This window comes from Streptomyces sp. NBC_00223 (genome assembly GCF_036199905.1).
Classification (GTDB): domain Bacteria; phylum Actinomycetota; class Actinomycetes; order Streptomycetales; family Streptomycetaceae; genus Actinacidiphila.
The window spans coordinates 5288545-5306943 of sequence record NZ_CP108109.1 but is presented as its reverse complement, the minus strand read 5'-3'; the positions used below and the strand labels follow the sequence as shown (position 1 = coordinate 5306943).

General features: G+C 69.1%; 21 protein-coding genes. 13 read left to right on the top strand and 8 right to left on the bottom strand.

Annotated features, from left to right (window positions below; genetic code table 11):
• Window positions 1-176: 176 nt before the first annotated feature.
• Genes OHA30_RS22580 through OHA30_RS22560 form a run of 5 tightly spaced genes read left to right on the top strand, consistent with a single transcriptional unit; the run spans window position 177 to window position 4246 of the window.
• Window positions 177-764, top strand: a complete 588-nt coding sequence (locus OHA30_RS22580; RefSeq protein ID WP_443045134.1) for a 2-oxo-4-hydroxy-4-carboxy-5-ureidoimidazoline decarboxylase — start codon at window positions 177-179, stop codon at window positions 762-764.
• Window positions 765-812: 48 nt separating this feature from the next.
• On the top strand, window positions 813-1193 hold the full coding sequence (gene sdhC, locus OHA30_RS22575) for a succinate dehydrogenase, cytochrome b556 subunit (protein WP_328915673.1): 381 nt from the start codon (window positions 813-815) through the stop codon (window positions 1191-1193).
• 7 nt (window positions 1194-1200) lie between these two features.
• Window positions 1201-1683, top strand: coding sequence for a succinate dehydrogenase hydrophobic membrane anchor subunit (locus tag OHA30_RS22570; protein WP_328915672.1), 483 nt, complete (start codon window positions 1201-1203; stop codon window positions 1681-1683).
• Between the two features lie 35 nt (window positions 1684-1718).
• Window positions 1719-3473: a succinate dehydrogenase flavoprotein subunit gene (gene sdhA, locus OHA30_RS22565; RefSeq protein ID WP_328915671.1), complete on the top strand. Its 1755-nt coding sequence runs from the start codon at window positions 1719-1721 to the stop codon at window positions 3471-3473.
• Window positions 3473-4246, top strand: a complete 774-nt coding sequence (locus tag OHA30_RS22560; protein WP_328915670.1) for a succinate dehydrogenase iron-sulfur subunit — start codon at window positions 3473-3475, stop codon at window positions 4244-4246. Before sdhA ends, OHA30_RS22560 begins: the two co-directional genes overlap by 1 nt.
• Before the next feature lie 80 nt (window positions 4247-4326).
• Here the strand turns inward: OHA30_RS22560 and OHA30_RS22555 are convergent, their stop codons facing one another.
• From OHA30_RS22555 to OHA30_RS22520, 8 genes are all read right to left on the bottom strand, one after another.
• Window positions 4327-6792, bottom strand: a complete 2466-nt coding sequence (locus tag OHA30_RS22555) for a DUF4132 domain-containing protein (RefSeq protein WP_328915669.1) — start codon at window positions 6790-6792, stop codon at window positions 4327-4329.
• Window positions 6792-7184: a hypothetical protein gene (locus tag OHA30_RS22550; protein ID WP_328915668.1), complete on the bottom strand. Its 393-nt coding sequence runs from the start codon at window positions 7182-7184 to the stop codon at window positions 6792-6794. Before OHA30_RS22550 ends, OHA30_RS22555 begins: the two co-directional genes overlap by 1 nt.
• A gap of 84 nt (window positions 7185-7268) precedes the next feature.
• Window positions 7269-7901: a DUF6879 family protein gene (locus OHA30_RS22545; protein WP_328915667.1), complete on the bottom strand. Its 633-nt coding sequence runs from the start codon at window positions 7899-7901 to the stop codon at window positions 7269-7271.
• A 265-nt stretch (window positions 7902-8166) separates the two neighbouring features.
• On the bottom strand, window positions 8167-8742 hold the full coding sequence (locus tag OHA30_RS22540; protein WP_328915666.1) for a hypothetical protein: 576 nt from the start codon (window positions 8740-8742) through the stop codon (window positions 8167-8169).
• Between the two features lie 83 nt (window positions 8743-8825).
• Window positions 8826-9599, bottom strand: coding sequence for a helix-turn-helix domain-containing protein (locus OHA30_RS22535; protein ID WP_328915665.1), 774 nt, complete (start codon window positions 9597-9599; stop codon window positions 8826-8828).
• A gap of 379 nt (window positions 9600-9978) precedes the next feature.
• Entirely contained in the window at window positions 9979-10308 is a 330-nt protein-coding gene (locus OHA30_RS22530; protein ID WP_328915664.1) for a hypothetical protein, read from the bottom strand.
• 47 nt (window positions 10309-10355) lie between these two features.
• Window positions 10356-10490 (bottom strand): hypothetical protein, encoded by a 135-nt coding sequence (locus tag OHA30_RS22525; protein WP_328915663.1) that lies wholly within the window; start codon window positions 10488-10490, stop codon window positions 10356-10358.
• Window positions 10477-10932, bottom strand: coding sequence for an ATP-binding protein (locus OHA30_RS22520; RefSeq protein ID WP_328915662.1), 456 nt, complete (start codon window positions 10930-10932; stop codon window positions 10477-10479). Before OHA30_RS22520 ends, OHA30_RS22525 begins: the two co-directional genes overlap by 14 nt.
• A gap of 322 nt (window positions 10933-11254) precedes the next feature.
• Here OHA30_RS22520 and OHA30_RS22515 point away from each other — a divergent pair, with 322 nt between their 5' ends.
• The 8 genes from OHA30_RS22515 to OHA30_RS22480 all read left to right on the top strand — a co-directional run bounded on the left by OHA30_RS22515 (window position 11255) and on the right by OHA30_RS22480 (window position 18368).
• Window positions 11255-12106 (top strand): helix-turn-helix domain-containing protein, encoded by an 852-nt coding sequence (locus OHA30_RS22515; protein WP_328917952.1) that lies wholly within the window; start codon window positions 11255-11257, stop codon window positions 12104-12106.
• Window positions 12103-12312, top strand: coding sequence for a DUF397 domain-containing protein (locus tag OHA30_RS22510; protein ID WP_328915661.1), 210 nt, complete (start codon window positions 12103-12105; stop codon window positions 12310-12312). The genes OHA30_RS22515 and OHA30_RS22510 overlap by 4 nt, the downstream gene beginning before the upstream one ends.
• Before the next feature lie 350 nt (window positions 12313-12662).
• Complete coding sequence (locus OHA30_RS22505) at window positions 12663-13412, top strand: hypothetical protein (protein WP_328915660.1); 750 nt, start codon at window positions 12663-12665, stop codon at window positions 13410-13412.
• A gap of 424 nt (window positions 13413-13836) precedes the next feature.
• Window positions 13837-14106, top strand: a complete 270-nt coding sequence (locus OHA30_RS22500; protein ID WP_328915659.1) for a hypothetical protein — start codon at window positions 13837-13839, stop codon at window positions 14104-14106.
• Window positions 14099-14731 (top strand): DUF6879 family protein, encoded by a 633-nt coding sequence (locus OHA30_RS22495; protein WP_328915658.1) that lies wholly within the window; start codon window positions 14099-14101, stop codon window positions 14729-14731. Before OHA30_RS22500 ends, OHA30_RS22495 begins: the two co-directional genes overlap by 8 nt.
• A 321-nt stretch (window positions 14732-15052) precedes the next feature.
• A complete protein-coding gene (locus tag OHA30_RS22490) occupies window positions 15053-15322 on the top strand; it encodes a hypothetical protein (protein WP_328915657.1) in 270 nt (89 codons plus the stop codon).
• Window positions 15315-15947, top strand: coding sequence for a DUF6879 family protein (locus OHA30_RS22485; protein WP_328915656.1), 633 nt, complete (start codon window positions 15315-15317; stop codon window positions 15945-15947). Before OHA30_RS22490 ends, OHA30_RS22485 begins: the two co-directional genes overlap by 8 nt.
• 39 nt (window positions 15948-15986) lie before the next feature.
• A complete protein-coding gene (locus OHA30_RS22480; RefSeq protein WP_328915655.1) occupies window positions 15987-18368 on the top strand; it encodes an ATP-binding protein in 2382 nt (793 codons plus the stop codon).
• The last annotated feature ends 31 nt before the right edge of the window (window positions 18369-18399 follow it).

Genomic DNA, 18399 nt, shown 5'->3' with positions numbered 1-18399 from the left:
CCGACCCGTCGGGGCGTCAACTCACCGCCGCGCACCCTCCGTACGGGTGAAGTTCACCGCCCCCTCCTCCGCACGATCCGGGCCCGACCGTACAGTTGAGTGCCCCCGCCGTAACCGCATTACCGGTCCGTACGAGTCCCCGTACGGGCGCCGCACCGTGATCCAGGAGCCCTCCGCTGTCCAGCGACACCCCGCCCGAGGGGCTGCGCGAGCTCAACCGGGCTCCGTCCGTGGCCGCCGAGGCGGCCCTGCGCGGCTGCTGCGGCTCGCACCGCTGGGCCCGCCGGGTGGCCGCGCACCGGCCGTACCCGACGGTGGACGCGCTGCTCGCCGCGGCCGACGAGGCGGCGTACGACCTGACGTCCGGCGACCTCGCCGAGGCGCTGGCCGGTGAGACCACCACGCCGCTGCCCGACCGCGGCGGTCTGACCGTGCACACCGCGCTGCGCGCCGCGTACGCCGCTTACGAAGCGAAGTTCGGCCACTCCTTCCTGATCGCGCTCGACGTGTCCGACCCGGCCGCCGCGCTCGACCAGACGCTGGCCAGCCTGCGCGAGCGGCTGGGCCACGACGAGGACGAGGAAACCGTGGTCACGGCCGAGCAGCTGCGCCGGATCTGGCGGGCCCGGCTGCTGCGGCTGGCCGGAGCCGCCGGTTCACCCGACCGTGCGGGATCGATCACACCTGGCCTACCCCGCGGTACTGAGCCGACATCGCGTCGCTACGATGGCCGGGGCCGGTGGACCGTACCCGGCCGGGCGTGACCGACACCGAAGCCGGCAGCCCTCGTCCCGCTCCCGGAGGGTATTTCCGTGCCGGCTGGAACGCTTTACCGCGGCCGGGAAGGCATGTGGTCCTGGGTGGCTCATCGAGTCACCGGTGTCCTCATCTTCTTCTTCCTGTTCGTGCATGTCCTCGACACCGCCCTGGTGCGGGTCTCACCCGAGGACTACGACAAGGTCGTCGCGACCTACAAGACCCCGATCGTCAGCCTGCTCGAATACGGCCTGGTGGCCGCGATCCTCTTCCACGCGCTGAACGGTCTGCGGATCATCGCCGTCGACTACTGGACCCAGGGCGCCCGTTACCAGAAGCAGATGTTCTGGTGGGTGATGGGCCTGTGGATCCTGCTGATGGTCGGCGCGATCTACCCGGTCCTCGGCCACGCCGCACGAGTCCTGTTCGGGAGCTGAACGACACATGGCCACTGAAGTCACCCCCGAAGACGATGTGCAGCTGACCGGATCGAGCGCCGCGATCAGCCCGTCCAACCCGGCGCCCGTCATCGAGCCGCCGCGCACCCGCACCAGCCGCACCCCCCGCTCCACCCGGACCAACTTCGAGCTGTACGGCTGGCTGTTCATGCGGCTGTCCGGCGTGGTGCTGGTCGTACTGGTGCTGGGCCATCTGCTGATCCAGCTCGTGCTCGACGGCGGTGTCACCAAGGTCGGCTTCGCGTTCGTCGCCGGCCGCTGGGCGTCCCCGTTCTGGCAGTACTGGGACCTGGCCATGCTGTGGCTGGCGATGCTGCACGGCGGCAACGGTCTGCGGACCGTCGTCAACGACTACGCCGAGCAGGCGAACACCCGCTTCTGGCTCAAGACGCTGCTGTTCACAGCGGTGGCGTTCACCATCGTGCTGGGCTCGCTGGTGATCTTCACCTTCGACCCGAACATCCGTTAAGCGCTGAGCCAGGGCAGGAACAGGGAAGCGACCCCATGCAGATCCACACATACGACACCGTCATCGTCGGGGCGGGCGGCGCCGGGATGCGCGCGGCCATCGAGGCCACCAAGCGCAGCCGCACCGCCGTCCTGACCAAGCTCTACCCCACCCGCTCCCACACCGGCGCCGCCCAGGGCGGCATGGCCGCCGCCCTGGCGAACGTCGAGGAGGACAACTGGGAGTGGCACACCTTCGACACGATCAAGGGCGGCGACTACCTGGTCGACCAGGACGCCGCCGAGATCCTGGCGAAGGAGGCCATCGACGCGGTCCTCGACCTGGAGCGGATGGGCCTGCCGTTCAACCGGACGCCCGAGGGCCGGATCGACCAGCGCCGGTTCGGCGGTCACACCCGCAACCACGGTGAGGCCGCGGTACGCCGCTCCTGTTACGCCGCCGACCGCACCGGTCACATGATCCTCCAGACGCTCTATCAGAACTGCGTCAAGGAGGGTGTGGAGTTCTTCAACGAGTTCTACGTCCTGGACCAGCTGCTCACCGAGGTCGACGGCGTGAAGCGCTCGGCCGGCGTGGTGGCGTACGAGCTGGCCACCGGCGAGATCCATGTCTTCCAGGCGAAGGCCGTGATCTACGCCTCCGGCGGCACCGGCAAGTTCTTCAAGGTGACCTCCAACGCGCACACCCTGACCGGTGACGGCCAGGCCGCGGTGTACCGGCGCGGACTGCCGCTGGAGGACATGGAGTTCTTCCAGTTCCACCCGACGGGCATCTGGCGGATGGGCATCCTGCTGACGGAGGGCGCCCGCGGTGAGGGCGGCATCCTCCGCAACAAGGACGGCGAGCGCTTCATGGAGAAGTACGCGCCCGTCATGAAGGACCTCGCCTCGCGTGACGTCGTCTCCCGGGCGATCTACACCGAGATCCGCGAGGGCCGCGGCTGCGGTCCCGAGGGCGACCATGTCTACCTCGACCTCACCCACCTGCCGCCGGAGCAGCTCGACGCGAAGCTCCCGGACATCACCGAGTTCGCGCGGACCTACCTGGGCATCGAGCCGTACACCGACCCGATCCCGATCCAGCCGACCGCGCACTACGCCATGGGCGGCATCCCCACCAATGTGCAGGGCGAGGTGCTGCTCGACAACACCACGGTCGTGCCCGGGCTCTACGCCGCCGGTGAGGTCGCCTGTGTGTCCGTGCACGGCGCGAACCGGCTCGGCACCAACTCGCTGCTTGACATCAATGTCTTCGGCCGCCGCTCCGGCATCGCGGCCGCGCGGTACGCCGACGCCAACGACCACGTCCCGCTGCCGGAGGACCCGGCCGCGCAGGTCGTCGCCCAGGTCGAGCGGCTGCGCGCGTCCACCGGCAACGAGCGGGTCCACGACATCCGCCGTGAGCTTCAGGAGTGCATGGACGCCAATGTGATGGTGTTCCGCACCGAGCAGACCATCAAGACCGCGGTCGAGAAGATCGGCGAGCTGCGCGAGCGCTACCTCGACGTCGCCATTCAGGACAAGGGCAAGCGGTTCAACACCGACCTGCTGGAGGCCGTCGAGCTGGGCAACCTGCTCGACCTGGCCGAGGTGATGGCCGTGTCCGCCCTGGCGCGCAAGGAGTCCCGCGGCGGTCACTACCGCGAGGACTACCCCACCCGCGACGACGTCAACTTCATGCGGCACACAATGGCGTACCGCGAAGTGGACGCGAACGGCACCGAGTCGATCCGCCTCGACTACAAGCCGGTCGTGCAGACCCGCTACCAGCCGATGGAGCGTAAGTACTGATGAGCACCCCGACGCTCGACAGCCATTCGGCCGCGCTGGACGCCGCCGAGAACGGCGCGGAGCACCTGATCACCGTCGTCCTGCGGATCCGCCGGTTCAACCCGGAGGTCGCCGCCGAGGCGCAGTGGGTGGACTACCAGCTCCCGATCGACCCGAAGGAGCGCGTCCTGGACGCGCTGCACAAGGTCAAGTGGGAGATCGACGGTTCGCTGACCTTCCGGCGCAGCTGCGCGCACGGCATCTGCGGCTCGGACGCGATGCGGATCAACGGCAAGAACCGGCTGGCCTGCAAGACCCTGGTCAAGGACATCAACCCGGAGAAGCCGATCACGATCGAGCCCATCAAGGGCCTGACCGTGCTCAAGGATCTCGTGGTCGACATGGACCCGTTCTTCCAGGCGTACCGGGACGTGATGCCGTTCCTGATCACCAAGGGCAACGAGCCGACGCGCGAGCGGTTGCAGTCCGCGGCCGACCGTGAGCGGTTCGACGACACCACCAAGTGCATTCTGTGCGCCGCGTGCACGTCGTCCTGCCCGGTGTTCTGGAACGACGGCCAGTACTTCGGGCCGGCCGCGATCGTCAACGCGCACCGCTTCATCTTCGACTCGCGCGACGAGGGCGGTGAGCAGCGGCTGGAGATCCTGAACGAGAAGAACGGGGTGTGGCGCTGCCGCACCACCTTCAACTGCACGGACGCGTGCCCGCGCGGTATCGAGGTCACCAAGGCGATCGCGGAGGTCAAGCGGGCGCTGGTCACCCGGCGCTTCTGATCGTCGCCCTGCGCCTCGCGCCTTGCGCTTTACGCGGCCGGGTCCGTTCCCCTGTGCGGGGGGCGGGCCCGGCCGTCGTATTACAGCTGGCTGAGGATCGTGGGGTCGGTGATCTTCGTGTCGTCGGCGAGCATCATCGCCTTGCTGAGCACGACCGCGAGCGTGCGGTCGCCCTCGAAGGGCAGATAGCCGCCGAGTTGGCCCGGGTCCTGGCCCGCCGCCTTGGGGACGATGCACAGATAGGAGTCGTTCGGGGACATCAGGATGTTCCCGGAGCCGAGGTGGATCTTGTACGTGTGCCGCTCGCCGCGCACATGCAGGAAACGCCCCTCGACGGTGCAGCGGTCGGCTATCGCCAGCCGGGGCACCAGGCGGGTGAGCAGGTCGCGGCGGCTCTCGGCGCTCTGCGAGAGCTCGCCGAAGCCGTAGCTGTGCCAGTAGGTGCGGAACCGGCCCTCGGGGCCGCCGTCCTGCCAGGTCGGGTCGTTGCCGATACTGGCCACCCCGACGAACAGGTCGACGTCGCGCAGGACTTCGCTGAGCACCAGCGCGGGTATCTCCTCCAGCGGCAGCGGGTCGGCGGCCGGGGCGTCGCTCCAGCCCTGCCCGTAGCCGCCGCCCGAGGCGTGCGCGAAGTTCTCCGGCGCGTCGATCGGATAGAACCGCACCTGGTCGGTGACCAGCCGCAGATAGCTGCCCGAGTCGGTGGTGTCGACCTCGTACGCATCGCCCGCGCCCTCGATCCAGAACTCGGCGCGCAGCCCCCACTGCGGCAGTTCGCGGGTCGCGGGCGGGCAGGTGTCGTCCACCATCAGCCGGAGCTTGTTCCGCCAGCCGCGGACGGCGGCCAGCGAGTGGAACTGGTGCTGGCGCAGCACATGCGCGGCGAACCGGTTGGAGTACGTGGCGGTGGCGCGCTCGGCGTCGGTGAGCAGATACACCTCGCGGTGGGCCTGCTTGAACGGCTGGGTGATGCCGTGCCGCTCCAGCCAGTCCCGCCAGGCGACGACCTCGGCGGGTTCGCGGCCCACCGGGTGCCACAGGGTGACGGTCTGCCCGGCGGGCACAGGGTCGTCGGTGAGAGTGCGCAGCTCGCCGTCGGCCCAGCCGCAGGGCCGCCCGTCCACGAGCCACAGCAGCCGCCGGGCGAGGGTGCCGACCAGCGGGTGGTCGAGATAGCGCTCGCGCCAGGCGGCGTACGGCCAGCTGCGGCGGGCGAGGAACTGCCGGTCCAGGCGCTCGGCCTGGGCGCTGAGCATTCTGTCGATGTCCTTGGCGGCGGCCTTGAGCTCGGCGACCTCCTCCGGGTGGTCCCGCTTGACGGCCGCGGGCACCCCCTTGACCTCCTTGCCCGCCGCGTTGCGCCAGGTCAGTACGGCCTTGCCGGCGTGTACGGCCAGCTCGCCGTGCTCGTGCGGGCGGCGGCCCACCCCGGTCAGCCCGTAGGAGGGCACGGCCAGTTCCTCGATCTCCTCGCGGGTCAGGCCGAGGGCCGCCGCCCGGGCCTCCAAGGCGGCGTCGATCTGCTTGAGGGTGCCCTTGAAGGTGACCCGGGTGGCGAGCCTGGCCAGTTCGGCGAGGGCGGGCTCTCCGTCGGCCCGGCCGAGCGCCACCACCGCGGCGTTGGCGACCTTCGGGTTGCGCGGGCCGGTCCCGGCGACCTTGCGCAGTGAGGTCTCGACCAGGGCGCCGAGCGCACGGGCGGTGTCGCGGTGCGACGGGAGCAGGGACAGCGTCCAGACCAGGCCGCGCAGCACATTGGCGTTGTACGGGTCGTAGAGCTGGTTGATGTCCGACTCGAACTCGGCGCGTTCGAGCGGGACGGTGCGGGGGCGGCCGACCAGGGTGAGCCAGGATGTCACGGCGGCGCGTACGGGCTCCGGGCCGATCGCGTCGATCAGCGCGCGGGCCTGCTTGTCCCAGGCGACGGTGGGCTTGGCGGCGGTGGCCCGCGCGGCGTGGCCCAGCAGCCGCAGCCAGGACTCACCTTGGGCGGTCGCCTCGGCCGTCGCGGTGTCGGCCCACAACTCCCCCGGGTTGAGCGGCGGTTCGGTGAGCTTCTTCGCCAGGGTCCGCAGACCGCTGTCGTGGGTGTACATGGTGGCGGTGCGGCGGAAGACCGCGACGACCTCGGGGGCCAGGGGGCGGCCGGCGGCCACCTCGGCCTCGGCGAGGAGGTCCAGGCCGACCGAGTGCCACGGGGAGTACGTCTGCCGCCCGGTCAGGGAGGCGAGCCGGGCCGACCGGGCGTCGGCCAGCGGGTCCCCGTCGAGTCCGCGCCCGACGATCGCGGAGAGCAGCAGCAACGTGTCGCTCACGCCCTGCTTTTCGCGCTTCGAGCCGTACCGGTCGGCCCACGCGGTCACCAGCCGCAGCCGCTGGCCGGCGGTCAGGGCCGCGGCCACGTCGACCTGCTGGGCGACCAGCTGATCGCGCATCCCGCGACCGGTGTACACGGCCTTGGCCAGCCGCTTGGCCAAGGCGTCCATGTCGTCCTGGGCGGCCAGGCGCTGAACCGTCATCACGTCGTACATCGTCTCGGTCATCAGCCACCCACCAGGGCAACGAGCTTGAGGAAGACCACTTCGGTGCCCGTCGGCAGGTCCACTTCCTCGTCCAGCTCCACTATCTGCCGGTCGCCGACCAGCACCAGGAAGCCGTTGCGCCCGAAGGCGGTCAGCGCCAGCTCGCACTGCCGCTCGGGGTCGATCCGGCGCGGGGCGCGTGACCGGTCGCCGTTCAGCATCAGCTCGGTCCGCGTCGGCTGGACCAGGCCGCGGAAGACCACGCGCTCGCTGGCGTGGTGCTCCGCCACTTCCTGGAAGATCCGACGGCGGATCACCTCACGCAGCGTCAGCCGCTCCTCCGCGATCTCCAGCCCCCCGGAGTCGCGGCGTTCCCCTGATGTCGTCTCGTCGACGAAGGTCACCGTTCCCATACCGAAAAGCGTATGCGCCCCCACTGACAACGCCCGGCGAGCCGCCGTACGGCGGCCGTCACCGTCATGAGGGGTGTTCAACGTTCACTCAGCTCTGCTCAACACCGGCGGCGGGAGGTGGGCCACCACGCGGTCGAAATACGACTCCACGTCCTCACCGGCCGCGTACAACTCCCTCAGATACGCCGCCCATGGGCCGACGACAGCGGGATCGGTGTGGCGGATGGCGCCGTCCGGCACCCCGGCGTCGGTGTACAGCACGCGGTAGAGGGTCCGTTCATCCAGGATCGTCAGCTCCGGCAGCATGCCCACCGACTCCGCGGCGACAACCGCTGCCACGGGCAGGACGCGAATCCGGTGGCCGCAGGCCGCGCGCTGTCGGAGAGAGTGCAACTCCCACTGGACATACGGCGTCAGCGGCTCCTCGACCACACGCACACGGTGGAACGCCGAGCCGCGGCGGTCAGCATCACGAGCGGCTTCCCGCAGGTCCTCTTCCCGGCCCTCGAACAGTCGGAGAGCTTCCTGCCAGTCACCCCGGCTCAGCGCGTCCCGGCTGGGAATGCCCTGTTCCTCGAAGTGCTGGAGCCGCTCCAGCTTCCACGAATCGCCGTTACGGATCGCCGTGTTGCGCTCCCGGAAGTCGCTTCTGTACTCGGCGCTGGTGAGCCGTTCCCCCTGCCCGGCGGGCAGGGCGGGGGCATGGAGTTCACGCATCGGGACTCTCCTTCTTCGCGCCCAGCCGGCGTTCGAATAGCGCGGACGGGTCGGTCTCCCGCGCCTGTGCCATTCCAACTCTCCGGATTGCTACGGACCGTTGCCCCTACCATACTCGGAGTCAGCATATGTCTCAGGCATATGCTGACTATGCACAGTCGTCACGCGCGATACGGGCGACAGCGCGCGGTATCGCGACGCCGGCTTGCCCGGGAGCGAGAACCCGGCCCCCTCGGGCCTACGTCCAGAGACGGGAACTCAGCGTTCAGGTCGCCAGCGTGATGACGAGCTGCACGAGCAGCGACAGGCCCAGTGCCCCCGCGGTGTACGCGACGGAGCGCCAGGAGGTCGAGGTTTCCGCCCTCTTCCGCTTCCGGCGCCACGCGCTCACGGCCCCGAGGAAGAGGGCATGGGCGAGGGCGAGGCCGAACAGAATCGTGGAGACGTAGCCGGCCGTACTCGCCGCGCTGGTGTGCGTATAGGTGCTGCTGCCGGTCCTCCGTACGGACACGACGCTCCCGGGGCTGCCGGTGTCGACGGTTGCCCGGTGGTCGATCTCGCGGCCGTCCTCGGAGAGGAACGTGCCGGTGCAGATCTTCTCCTTGCTGTGGCTGTTCAGCCGGTGGACCTCACAGGAGCGGACCGTTATCTTCCCGGGCGTCCCCGTCAGTCCGGCCGCGGCGGGGAAAGCGCTGACCCCGATGATGATGGCCGCGGCAGCGCCCACCATGAGCCCCAGTATCAGGAAACCCACGAAGCCCTTGACGAGGAGGACGGCGCAGCCGCCTTCCTTCTCCCCCTTCTCCTCGCCGTTGGTGCTTGTCCCCGCTGTCGCTGCCATCCGTGCCCCCGAGCTGTCTTCGCAGAACTGTTCGGCGCGCGATCCTAGCGGCCGCCTTGGCCTACGGCACCCTTTGTGCGCCGTTACTCGTTGCTTCGCGGCGGGTGGTGAGCGGTCCAGTCGTCGCGGGCGGCGGTGAGGGCGGGAGCGACGTGGTGGTCGAGGTGGTCGGCGTGGGTGCGTAACGCGGTGGCGAGGTGGGCGAGTTGGGTGGGGTTGAGGCTGGTGATCCAGTGGTCGTCGATGATGCGGAGGTTGACGACGGGGATGTTGGGTTCGGGGTGGTCGGCGTAGGGGACGCATTCGATGGTGCCGCTGAGGATTTCGTTGGGTTCGGCGGGGCCGGCGCCGTGGACGGCCTGGACGCAGAGGCCGTCGAAGGGGGCGCGGTGGGTGATGTCGGCGAGCTGCGCGGAGAGCCGGTCGAGCGGTACGCCGGTCTCGGTGGGGTCGTCCTCGGCCCAGTCGGGCAGGTGACCGGTGGCGGTGTAGCCGTTGGTCGTGGTGAGGGTCCAGGTCCCGGCGGGGGCCTGAGCCTGCTCGGCGGTGGTCGGCGCAGTCATGGTTTCGGCTCCGGGGTCGGGAAGGTCCGCGGTGGTCGGGTGCTGTGCCGTGGCGGTTGCGCGTGCGCGTTCGAGGACGACCAGGGGGCAGTTGAGAGCTGCGGCGATTCTGGCGAGGTTGGCGGGGGTGGCGCTGCGCCAGCCGGATTCGATCTCGCCCATGAGCACTTCGGAGATCCCGATCTCCTGGGCCAGGGCGCGTTTGGTCAGTCCGGCCTTCTCACGGGCCCAGGTGACGGCCCCGGGTTCCTGGTGCAGCGTGCGAGGCCGGGTACGCGGGCGGGTGCGGGTCATGACCGGACGGTCCTCTCCAACGAGATGGGGTGGGGGGTGGGGGGCCACGCCGTCTGTGTCCGGCGTGACCCCCGGGGCGAAGGAGTCCCGCTGACCCCGCCTGTGGCGCCAGGCCGGGGACCGGGCGCGGGCGCGCGTAGCCGTGGGGGCCTGCACGGGGGTGGACCCGGCCGTGCGGCCCCCCGCGCGCCCGCCGGCATCCGGTCGGGGAGTCCTTCACCGGCCTCGGTCCCGCGTGAAAGGGGTCGGGACCGAGGGGTCTGGGGTGGTCTGGGGTGGTGGGGGCTGCACGTCCGGACGTGCAGCCCCCACCGTGTGGGTCTGTCCGCAATGCGTCTCGCAGTCGGTGAGCGCAGAGTCAAGCCGGAATCAGACCCCCTCACCCGTGCGGGGCGAACCTCTTCTCCCGCACCGGCAAGGAACTCTTGAACATGTCGTGGTCGACGCGGCAGGCGACCAGGTCCTGTACGAGGTAGCCGCTCGCGGAGTACACGGGATCGGCCTGCGCGGGGTGGACGGCGAGGTGTTCGCGGGCGTAGGCGATCCGGTCGTCGGGGGTCAGGTCCCCCGGCATGGGCGCGATGCCGTCCAGCGTCACCCCGAGCCAGGACAACGCGTCCTCGGGCCGGTCGAACGTCGCCGCGTACACGCCCCGCGGCCGGAACACCCACTCCCGCACCACCAACGGGGAGACAGCGGACGTGGCCAAGGGGACGGCTGTTCCCGTCGCGACTGAGGTGTGCCAGTGCAACGCGCTCACAGCCTCACCACCAGCGCGCCCAGCGCCACCGCGCTGGTGAGGAGCCCCAGCAGCCAGATCGTCTCGATGTGATACCCGAGCCACGCCCGGACACCGCCGAGGGAGCGGCCCCGGCGTTCAGACCTGGACACCGGCCCCCGCCTCCCCGCAGCACGCCACGGTCACACGGGCCCAGACCCGCTTGCCCACACCCTCGCGCTCGCTCACACCCCAGCCGTCCGGCCCGACCACCGCCGCAACCAGGAACAACCCCCGCCCGCTCTCCTCATCCTCACCCGCCTTGTGCCGCACGGGCATACGGTCGCCGGCGTCATGCACCTCAATCCGCACACCACCCGCCTCCCGCGCAAACCGCGTCTCCACCAACCGGTCCGCGACCTCCGCATCCACGTGCTGAATCGCGTTCGTGAACAACTCGCTGAGCACCAACTCCGCAGGCGCAACCAGGGTGTTCAGCTCCCAGCGCTCCAACACCCTCCGCAGAGAAGAACGCGCCCGCCCGACCGACAACGGCTCACTGGCCCACCGCATCACAACCAGCGGCTCGGGATGGGTGGTTACTGAAGCTGCCATGGGCTGGACCTCACTCTCGGTGCATCGCTGTGCTCACAGTCCGCGGGCCCAACGTCCGTCGGGCAGGTCGTCCGCCCATTTCCGCCGGCCCCGGACCGAAAGAATTCCTGCTTCTCCCGGCCGCAGTACCGACATCCCGTACGTCACGGCGAACGGCGAACAAGCCCACCGAGGCGCGCAGTTGAGGCACGTACGGACCCCTCGACCACGTCGCCAACCGTGGTTTTCGGGACACCGCCCGTTCCTCTCCGTAGTGAAACCACTACCGGGAGCCCTTAATGTGGCCTACAGTCAGGAATCGTTCAACTGGTCTCTGACGAAAGTGCAAGTAGAGGGAGGGCACTTGAACCGCCGAACACTTGATCCAACAAAGTCCCCACACCATGCCTTCGGATCACAACTCCGCAGCTCACGTGAAGCTGCGGGACTGACACAAGATCAGTTGGGCGAACGGATGGGGTACACGGGTACGTACATCTCCGCCGTAGAAGTCGCGCGCAAATCGCCTGCGCGCAAGTTCGCAAGAGCTGCCGACAAGACTCTGGGCACCGGCCAGACGCTCGAACTGATGTGGATCGGACTCCGCCGCCAAGGGTTCATCGACGGATTCCCGGAGCACGCTTCGCAGGAGGCCCGCGCGGCCGAGATCAGGATCTTCGAGCCCAACATCATCCCGGGGCTTCTCCAGACCCGGGACTACGCGGCTGCCCTCACAACGAGTGAGGTGCTGCGCGGGAGCATCACTGAGGACCAGGCGGGCGAACGGCTGAAGTTCCTCGCGGTACGCCAACGTCTGCTCGACCGATCCACTCCGCCGCTCATTCACGCCATTCTGGACGAGAGCTGCATCCGCCGTCCGATTGGGGGAGCCGACGTCATGAGGGAACAGCTCGGACATCTCTCTGACCTGGCAGCACGTCCGAATGTGATCACTCAGGTGGCGCCGTACAGCCTGGCGGGGAACGCACCGTTCCGGGCGTTCATGACGCTGCTCACCTTCACCGACCGGTCCGTGATCGGATACACCGAATCGGTTGAGCAGGGCTACGTGGTGCGGAACGAGGAGACAGTCAGAGCATGGGAAGCGGACTACCATCGCTTGCAGGTGGAGGCGCTGTCCCAGGCTGCATCCATGGCCATGATCCGCACCGCACGAGAGGAACTGACCCGATGACCGACATAGATCTGTCCGGCGCTTCCTGGTTCAAGTCCAGCTACAGCAGCAACGGCGGAAGCTGCGTCGAGGTGGCCCCTGGCTTCCCCGGCATCGTCCCGGTCCGTGACAGCAAGGTCCTCGACGGACCTGCCCTGACCTTCCCGTCCGCCGGTTTCGCCGCCTTCGTCAAGGCGGTCAAGGCAGGTGAGTTCGGCACCGTCTGATGCCGCGACCACAGCAAGTGCCCCCGGGACCCCATCACGTGCTCTTGGCGTGATGGGGTCTCCCGCTTTGTTCGGCGGCTGTGGCATCTGACGGCTGGCCACCGGTATGGCGAGCCGAACGGCTACCCCACCTGCCCCCGAGCACGGCGAGGTGGCAGGCTGGTCCCCTGTCCAGCCTGCCTGCGCACTCATCAGCCGAGCGAGCCGTCACTACCGCTTGGAGCGGACCTGATCAGCCCGAGGCGGCACGGCGGAGGCTTCGACCGCCCGCTCCGCGGCTGAGCGAATGATCTCGGCCGTCGGCCGACCTGGCGAATGGTAGGGATATGAGCGAGGAGCCTTCTGCGAGCGTGGGTGCTTCGCACCGAGGCCGGCTGGTGACGAAAGCCGTGCTGACCTCGACGGCCATCGTGGTCGGCGTGGTCCATGTGGTGTGGCCGCATCTAAAGATCGATCTGATCACGGTCGGGCTGCTGGTCGTGGGGGTGATCCCCTGGCTCGACGGGTTGTTCAAGTCGGTCCAGACCCCGTTCGGCGGATTCGAATACCGCGACATGGAAAGACGGCTGGACGAACTCACCGGCGAGACGCAGAGCGCACGGCGCCTCGCTGAGACGGGCGAGGCGCGGGAACTGGCTCGGCAGGACGCCAGGGCCGCAGGCGGCAACGCCGCCCTGGCGGAACTCGCGGAGGAGTACGACCGCCTCAGGGCTTCCCTGCCGCCGGGCGAGTCCCGTACGAACGCGATGACGACCGTGGTCGGGAGGATGATCTCCGCCGTCGAGGGTGGCGAGGAAGCCGATCTCGCGGCCAACCTGGCGAGTCGGAGCCGGGGAACGCGGCTCACGGCTTACGTCTCCCTGTACGTCCGCCCCGATACTGCCCTGCTGATCCCGTTGGTGGACAGTCTCATCGACCACGAGGACAAGCCGTTCGGCCAGTACTGGGCCCTCCGGGGCCTGCGGCGCATCGTCGAGGCGGGGGGAGAGAACCTGGTGGACAACAACACCCTGAGGAGACTGCGCCAACTGAACCGGAACGTCCCGCCCGGCTCGGACCGCGGTTACGAACTCGGCCGGATTCTGGCGTACTTCCAGTAGCGTGTCGCAGCGGATGAACTCCCGGTCCTGGCCGGCGTCGTGAACAGGGCGGGCCGGGAGCGGGTCACGGGCATGGCCGAGGAGCTGGTAGGGCTTCTCGACCATGCACACCACCGGACATGCCGGGTCATGGAGCCGGACACAGACGGCCAGCGCATCTTCCACCGGGCTGCGAACTCCGCATTCGCCCGAGGTGGGATGGTCCAGCACTTTTTCAGATGAGGACGCAGCTTCGTTTTTTCAGCCCCGCCCGATGGTGGAGCGGTCCAGACGACGAACCCAGCCTCCGTTCGGGCGAAAGCGCCCGAGGGGCCGTGCTCGGCCGGCGCCAACTGGGCGCATGAAGGCCGTGCGGGTGCCTGGGAAGCGTTCGGTACTCCAAGTATTGTTGGGGCGACGGTCCGTAGCGATCCAGGGGGCAGAAGTGACACAGGCGTGGGAGGCCGATCCGTCCGCGTTATTCGAACGCAGGCTGGGCAAGTCGGCCCAGGAGCTGGGCAATTCCGACGGCAAGGACGAGTGCCCGGACATCTGGCAGCTCAGCAACGGTGACATCGTGGTGATCGGCCGGGACCTCACCGCCGAGTACGCCGCCCGCCTGCCGAACGGCGTCGCGCTGGGTGCGGGTGAACGGCTGGTCGTCATTCCCGGCAACTTGCTCAGCGCGGCGAAGGCGGATATTCCCGATGTCTGATCTCCAAGTCCCTGCCCCCGGTTTTGCCCGGGGGCAGGGCGAACGGCTCACCCGGGCCGACTACAGGCGCGACTTCGGGGAACGCGACGCGGCCATCCACAACGGCGATTCGTGGAAGCTCGAACGGCTCCAGCACTTCGAGGAGGTGGGCAGTCCCAGCCGGGATGCCCTGCGCCGGGGCGACTGGGAAGAAGCTCTCCGCCTGTTCGAGGAGCGCCACGACGCCCTGCGCGAGGCCGCGCTTGACGACGAGCGTCGGGGCTCGGTCTTCCACCGGGTGCGTGTGGTCGAGGAGCCGCTGACTCCCTACGTGCAGTGGGAGTTGCACTCGCTCAGGCAGCAGGCGCAGTACGGGCAGCGGGTTCGCGTGCTGCCTTCATCGGCGATTGCCGCCGCCGAATCCGATGGTCTACTACCCGAGTTGACGATCCTCGATGAGCGCACCCTCTACCGCGTGCTGTATACCGACGCCGGGGTGCCGGACGGCGCGATCCGTTACACCGATCCCGCTGTCGTCGGCCCTTGGGCGGTGTACATCAGGGAGTTGTACGCGGCCGGTGAAGACGTGGAGTCCTACTTCCACCGTGTGGTGGCACCCCTCCCGCCACCGGTGCTGAGTATGTGATCGACCCCTCGAACCGAAACGACGGCCCGCCCAGCGGATTCTTCCAATGCGCCACTGAACGAAGCGGTTCAGCGGGGCGTCGCGCATCCCATGAGCCCCTGTACCGGCCTCGCCCGGACGCGATGCTCAAAGAAGAAGACGCCATGGGCGGAAAACCCGCGGTAGCCCCGACGAACCCAGCCTCCCCTCGGGCGGAACACCCGAGGGGCCGTGCTCGGCCGACGCCAACTGGGCCCATGAAGGTCGTGCGGGGGACCTGGGAAGTGCTGGATACCCCCGGTATCGTGGGAGCAACGTTCCGTAGCGATCCAGGGGGCAGGAATGGCACAGGCGTGGGAAGCCGATCCGTCCGCGTTATTCGAACGCAGGCTGGGCAAGTCGGCGGAAGAGCTGGGCAACTCCAAGGACAAGAATCAGTGCCCGGACATCTGGCAGCTCGACAATGGTGACATCGTGGTGATCGGCACGGACCTCACCGACGTCTACCGGCCGCGCTTGCCGGAAGGCGTGGGCCTCGCTGCGGGCGAACGGCTGGTCGTCATCCCGGGCAACATGCTCAGTGCGGCGAAAGTGGACATTCCCGATGCGTGAACTCCGTCCCTCCGTCCTTCCCACAGAGCGGGGGGAACGGCTCACCAACGCCGAGTACCAACGTGACTTCGCGGAACGCGATGCGGCGATCCACAACGGCGACTCGTGGAAGCTCGAACGGCTCCAGCACTTCGAGGAACAGGACGACCAGAGTTGGGACGCGCTGCTCCGCGGTGACTGGCAGGAAGCCCTTCGCCTCAACGAGGACGCGCGCGGTGCTCTGCGCGAGGCCGCGCTTGACGACGAGCGTCGTGGGTCGATCTTCCACCGGGTGCGTGTGGTCGAGGAGCCGCTGACGCCGTACGTCCAGTGGGAGTTGCACTACCTGCGGATGGCTGCGGAATACGGGCAGCGAGTTCGTGTCCTGCCCGTGGCAGCAGTTGCCGCCGCTGAAACCGGGGGTCTGCTGCCGGAGTTGACGATCCTTGATGAGCGCACCCTCTACCGCGTGCTGTATACCGACGCCGGGGTGCCGGACGGCGCGATTCGTTACACCGATCCTGGCGTGGTGGGCCCATGGGCAGCCTATGTGCGAGAGCTCTATGCGGCCGGCGAGGATCTGGCCTCGTACTTCGACCGCGCAGTGGCCCCCCTTCCGCCGCCAGTTTTGAGCAGAGCTGAGTGAACGTTGAGTACCCCGCGGGACGGTGAGGGCCGTCCTTCTGTGTCGTCGAATGATCTGTCGGGGTCGTCGCGTGACACCGTGCAGGCCGGGAACGTCACTGGTGGCATTCACTTCCACGGTCCCGACAGTTCCGGGCGGGCCGGTGCCCCCGGCCCGACTCCACGGCAACTCCCCGCCGACATACACGGTTTCGTCAACCGGTCCAGCGAACTCGGCCAGCTCGATGCGGTGCTGGCGGGCCGGGACGGCAGTGCGCTGGTGCTGTCGGTCTACGTGATCGCCGGTACGGCCGGTGCGGGCAAGACGTCGCTGGCGTTGCACTGGGCGCATCAGGTCAGTGACCGTTTCCCCGACGGGCAGCTGTATGTGAACCTGCGCGGCTACGACCCCGGCGAGCCCGTCACCCCCGCCCAGGCGTTACGCGGCTTCCTGCGCGCGCTCGGCGTACCCGCCGCCGAGGTGCCGCAGGATGTGGACGACGCCGCCGGCCTGTACCGTTCGCTGCTGGCCGGGCGCCGCATGCTGGTCCTCCTGGACAACGCGGCCACCGCCGCCCAGGTCCGCCCGCTGCTGCCCGGCACCGGGGACAGCCTTGTCGTGGTCACCAGCCGCAGCCGCCTGACCGGGCTGGCCATACGCGACGGAGCCCGCCGCCTCACCCTGGGCACCCTCCCCGAACCCGAGGCCGTCGCGCTGCTGCGGGCCGTGACCGCCGGGTACCGGCCCGAGGACGACCAGGACAAGCTGACCGAACTCGCCCGGCTGTGCGCCCGCCTCCCCCTTGCTCTGCGGATCGCCGCCGAACGCGCCGCCACCCACCCCCACCTGCGCCTGGACGACCTCATCACCGACCTGCGCGACGAATCCGCACTCTGGGACACCCTCAGCACCGGAGACGACGAAGAAGCCGACGCCGTCCGCACCGTCTTCACCTGGTCCTACCGCGCCCTGCCCGCCCCCACCGCCCGCCTCTTCCGCCTCCTGGGCCTCCACCCCGGCCCCGACTTCAGCCTCCACGCCGCCGCAGCCCTCGCCGGACTCACCCCCACCCGCACCCGCCAGCTCCTCGACAACCTCACCGGCGCCCACCTACTGGAGCAGACCGCGCCCGACCGCTACCAGTTCCACGACCTCCTCCGCGCCTACGCCACCGACCAGGCCCACCACGACGAACCCCCCGACCAACGCGAAGCCGCCCTCGTCCGTGTCCTGCACTGGTACCTGCACACCGCCGACGCCGCCCAGACCTGGATCGAACCCGCGGAAGACCACCTGCCCCTCGGCGAACCCGAGCCCGACGTGGGGCCGTTGACGTTCACCGACTACGACACCGCCGTGGACTGGGCAGAACGCGAGTACACCAACGCCCTGCACGCGGTCCGGGCCGCCGCAGCAGCCGGACTCGACCGTCTCACCTGGCAACTCGCCACCGTCCTGTGGAACGCCCTGCCACCCTCCGCTCCCGTCACCGACTGGACCCGAACAGGACAGACCGGCCTCGCGGCGGCACAGCGCCTGGACGACCACAGTGCCCAGACGCTCCTGCTCATGGACCTCGGCATGGCTTACCGGGCAGCCAACCGCCTGGACGAGAGCCTCGACCACCTCCGCAGAGCCCTGGAGATCTCCCGCACCCTCGGCAACCGGCTCGACGAAGCAAACGCCCTCAACCTCATCGGCCTGGTCCACCTCCGCACCCGACAACTCGACGACGCGTCGGAACACTTCGAGCAGGCAGCCGACCTCTTTCGACAACTGGGCAGTGCGCACTGGGCCGCAACTGCCCTGACCAACCTCGCCGGGACACACCTGAGCGCCGGGCACCTCACCGAAGCCGCCGCCGTCATCCAGCAGGCCCTGGCCGCCCGCCGGTCCTTGCACGATCGAAGTGGCGAGGGCGAGATCCTGTTTCTCGCTGCCGAACTCCACATCGAGCAGGGGGAAACTGACCAGGCGCTGCGCTCCGCACAGGAGGCAGTGGAGATCGCACTCAGCCTCCGTGACCACACGCTGGAAGGCTTCTGGCTGATCACCCTCGGCAACGCCCAGCAGGCCGCGGGCCAGTACGGCGAAGCGCTGGCCTCCTACCAGCGGTCCGCGATGCTCCACCGGCGCCTCGGTGACCGCAGCCGCGAAGCACTCGCCTGGCGCGGCACCGGACAGACCTACCTCCACCTCAACCGCCCCGACGAAGCCGTCGACTTCCACCGCCAGGCCGCCGCCGTCCACCAACAGCTCGGCGACACCTGGCAGCACGCACTCGAACTCGACGCCCTGGCCACCGCACTCCACCCCACCGACCCCACCACCGCCCACCACCACTGGACCCAAGCCCTCACCCACCTCACCCCATACAACGACCCCCGAGCCACCCACACCCGCAACCACATCACCCAGCAGTTAGCCGCAGACGGGGACTGAGACCGGGACGCGCGCGTGGCAGCACTCGGCC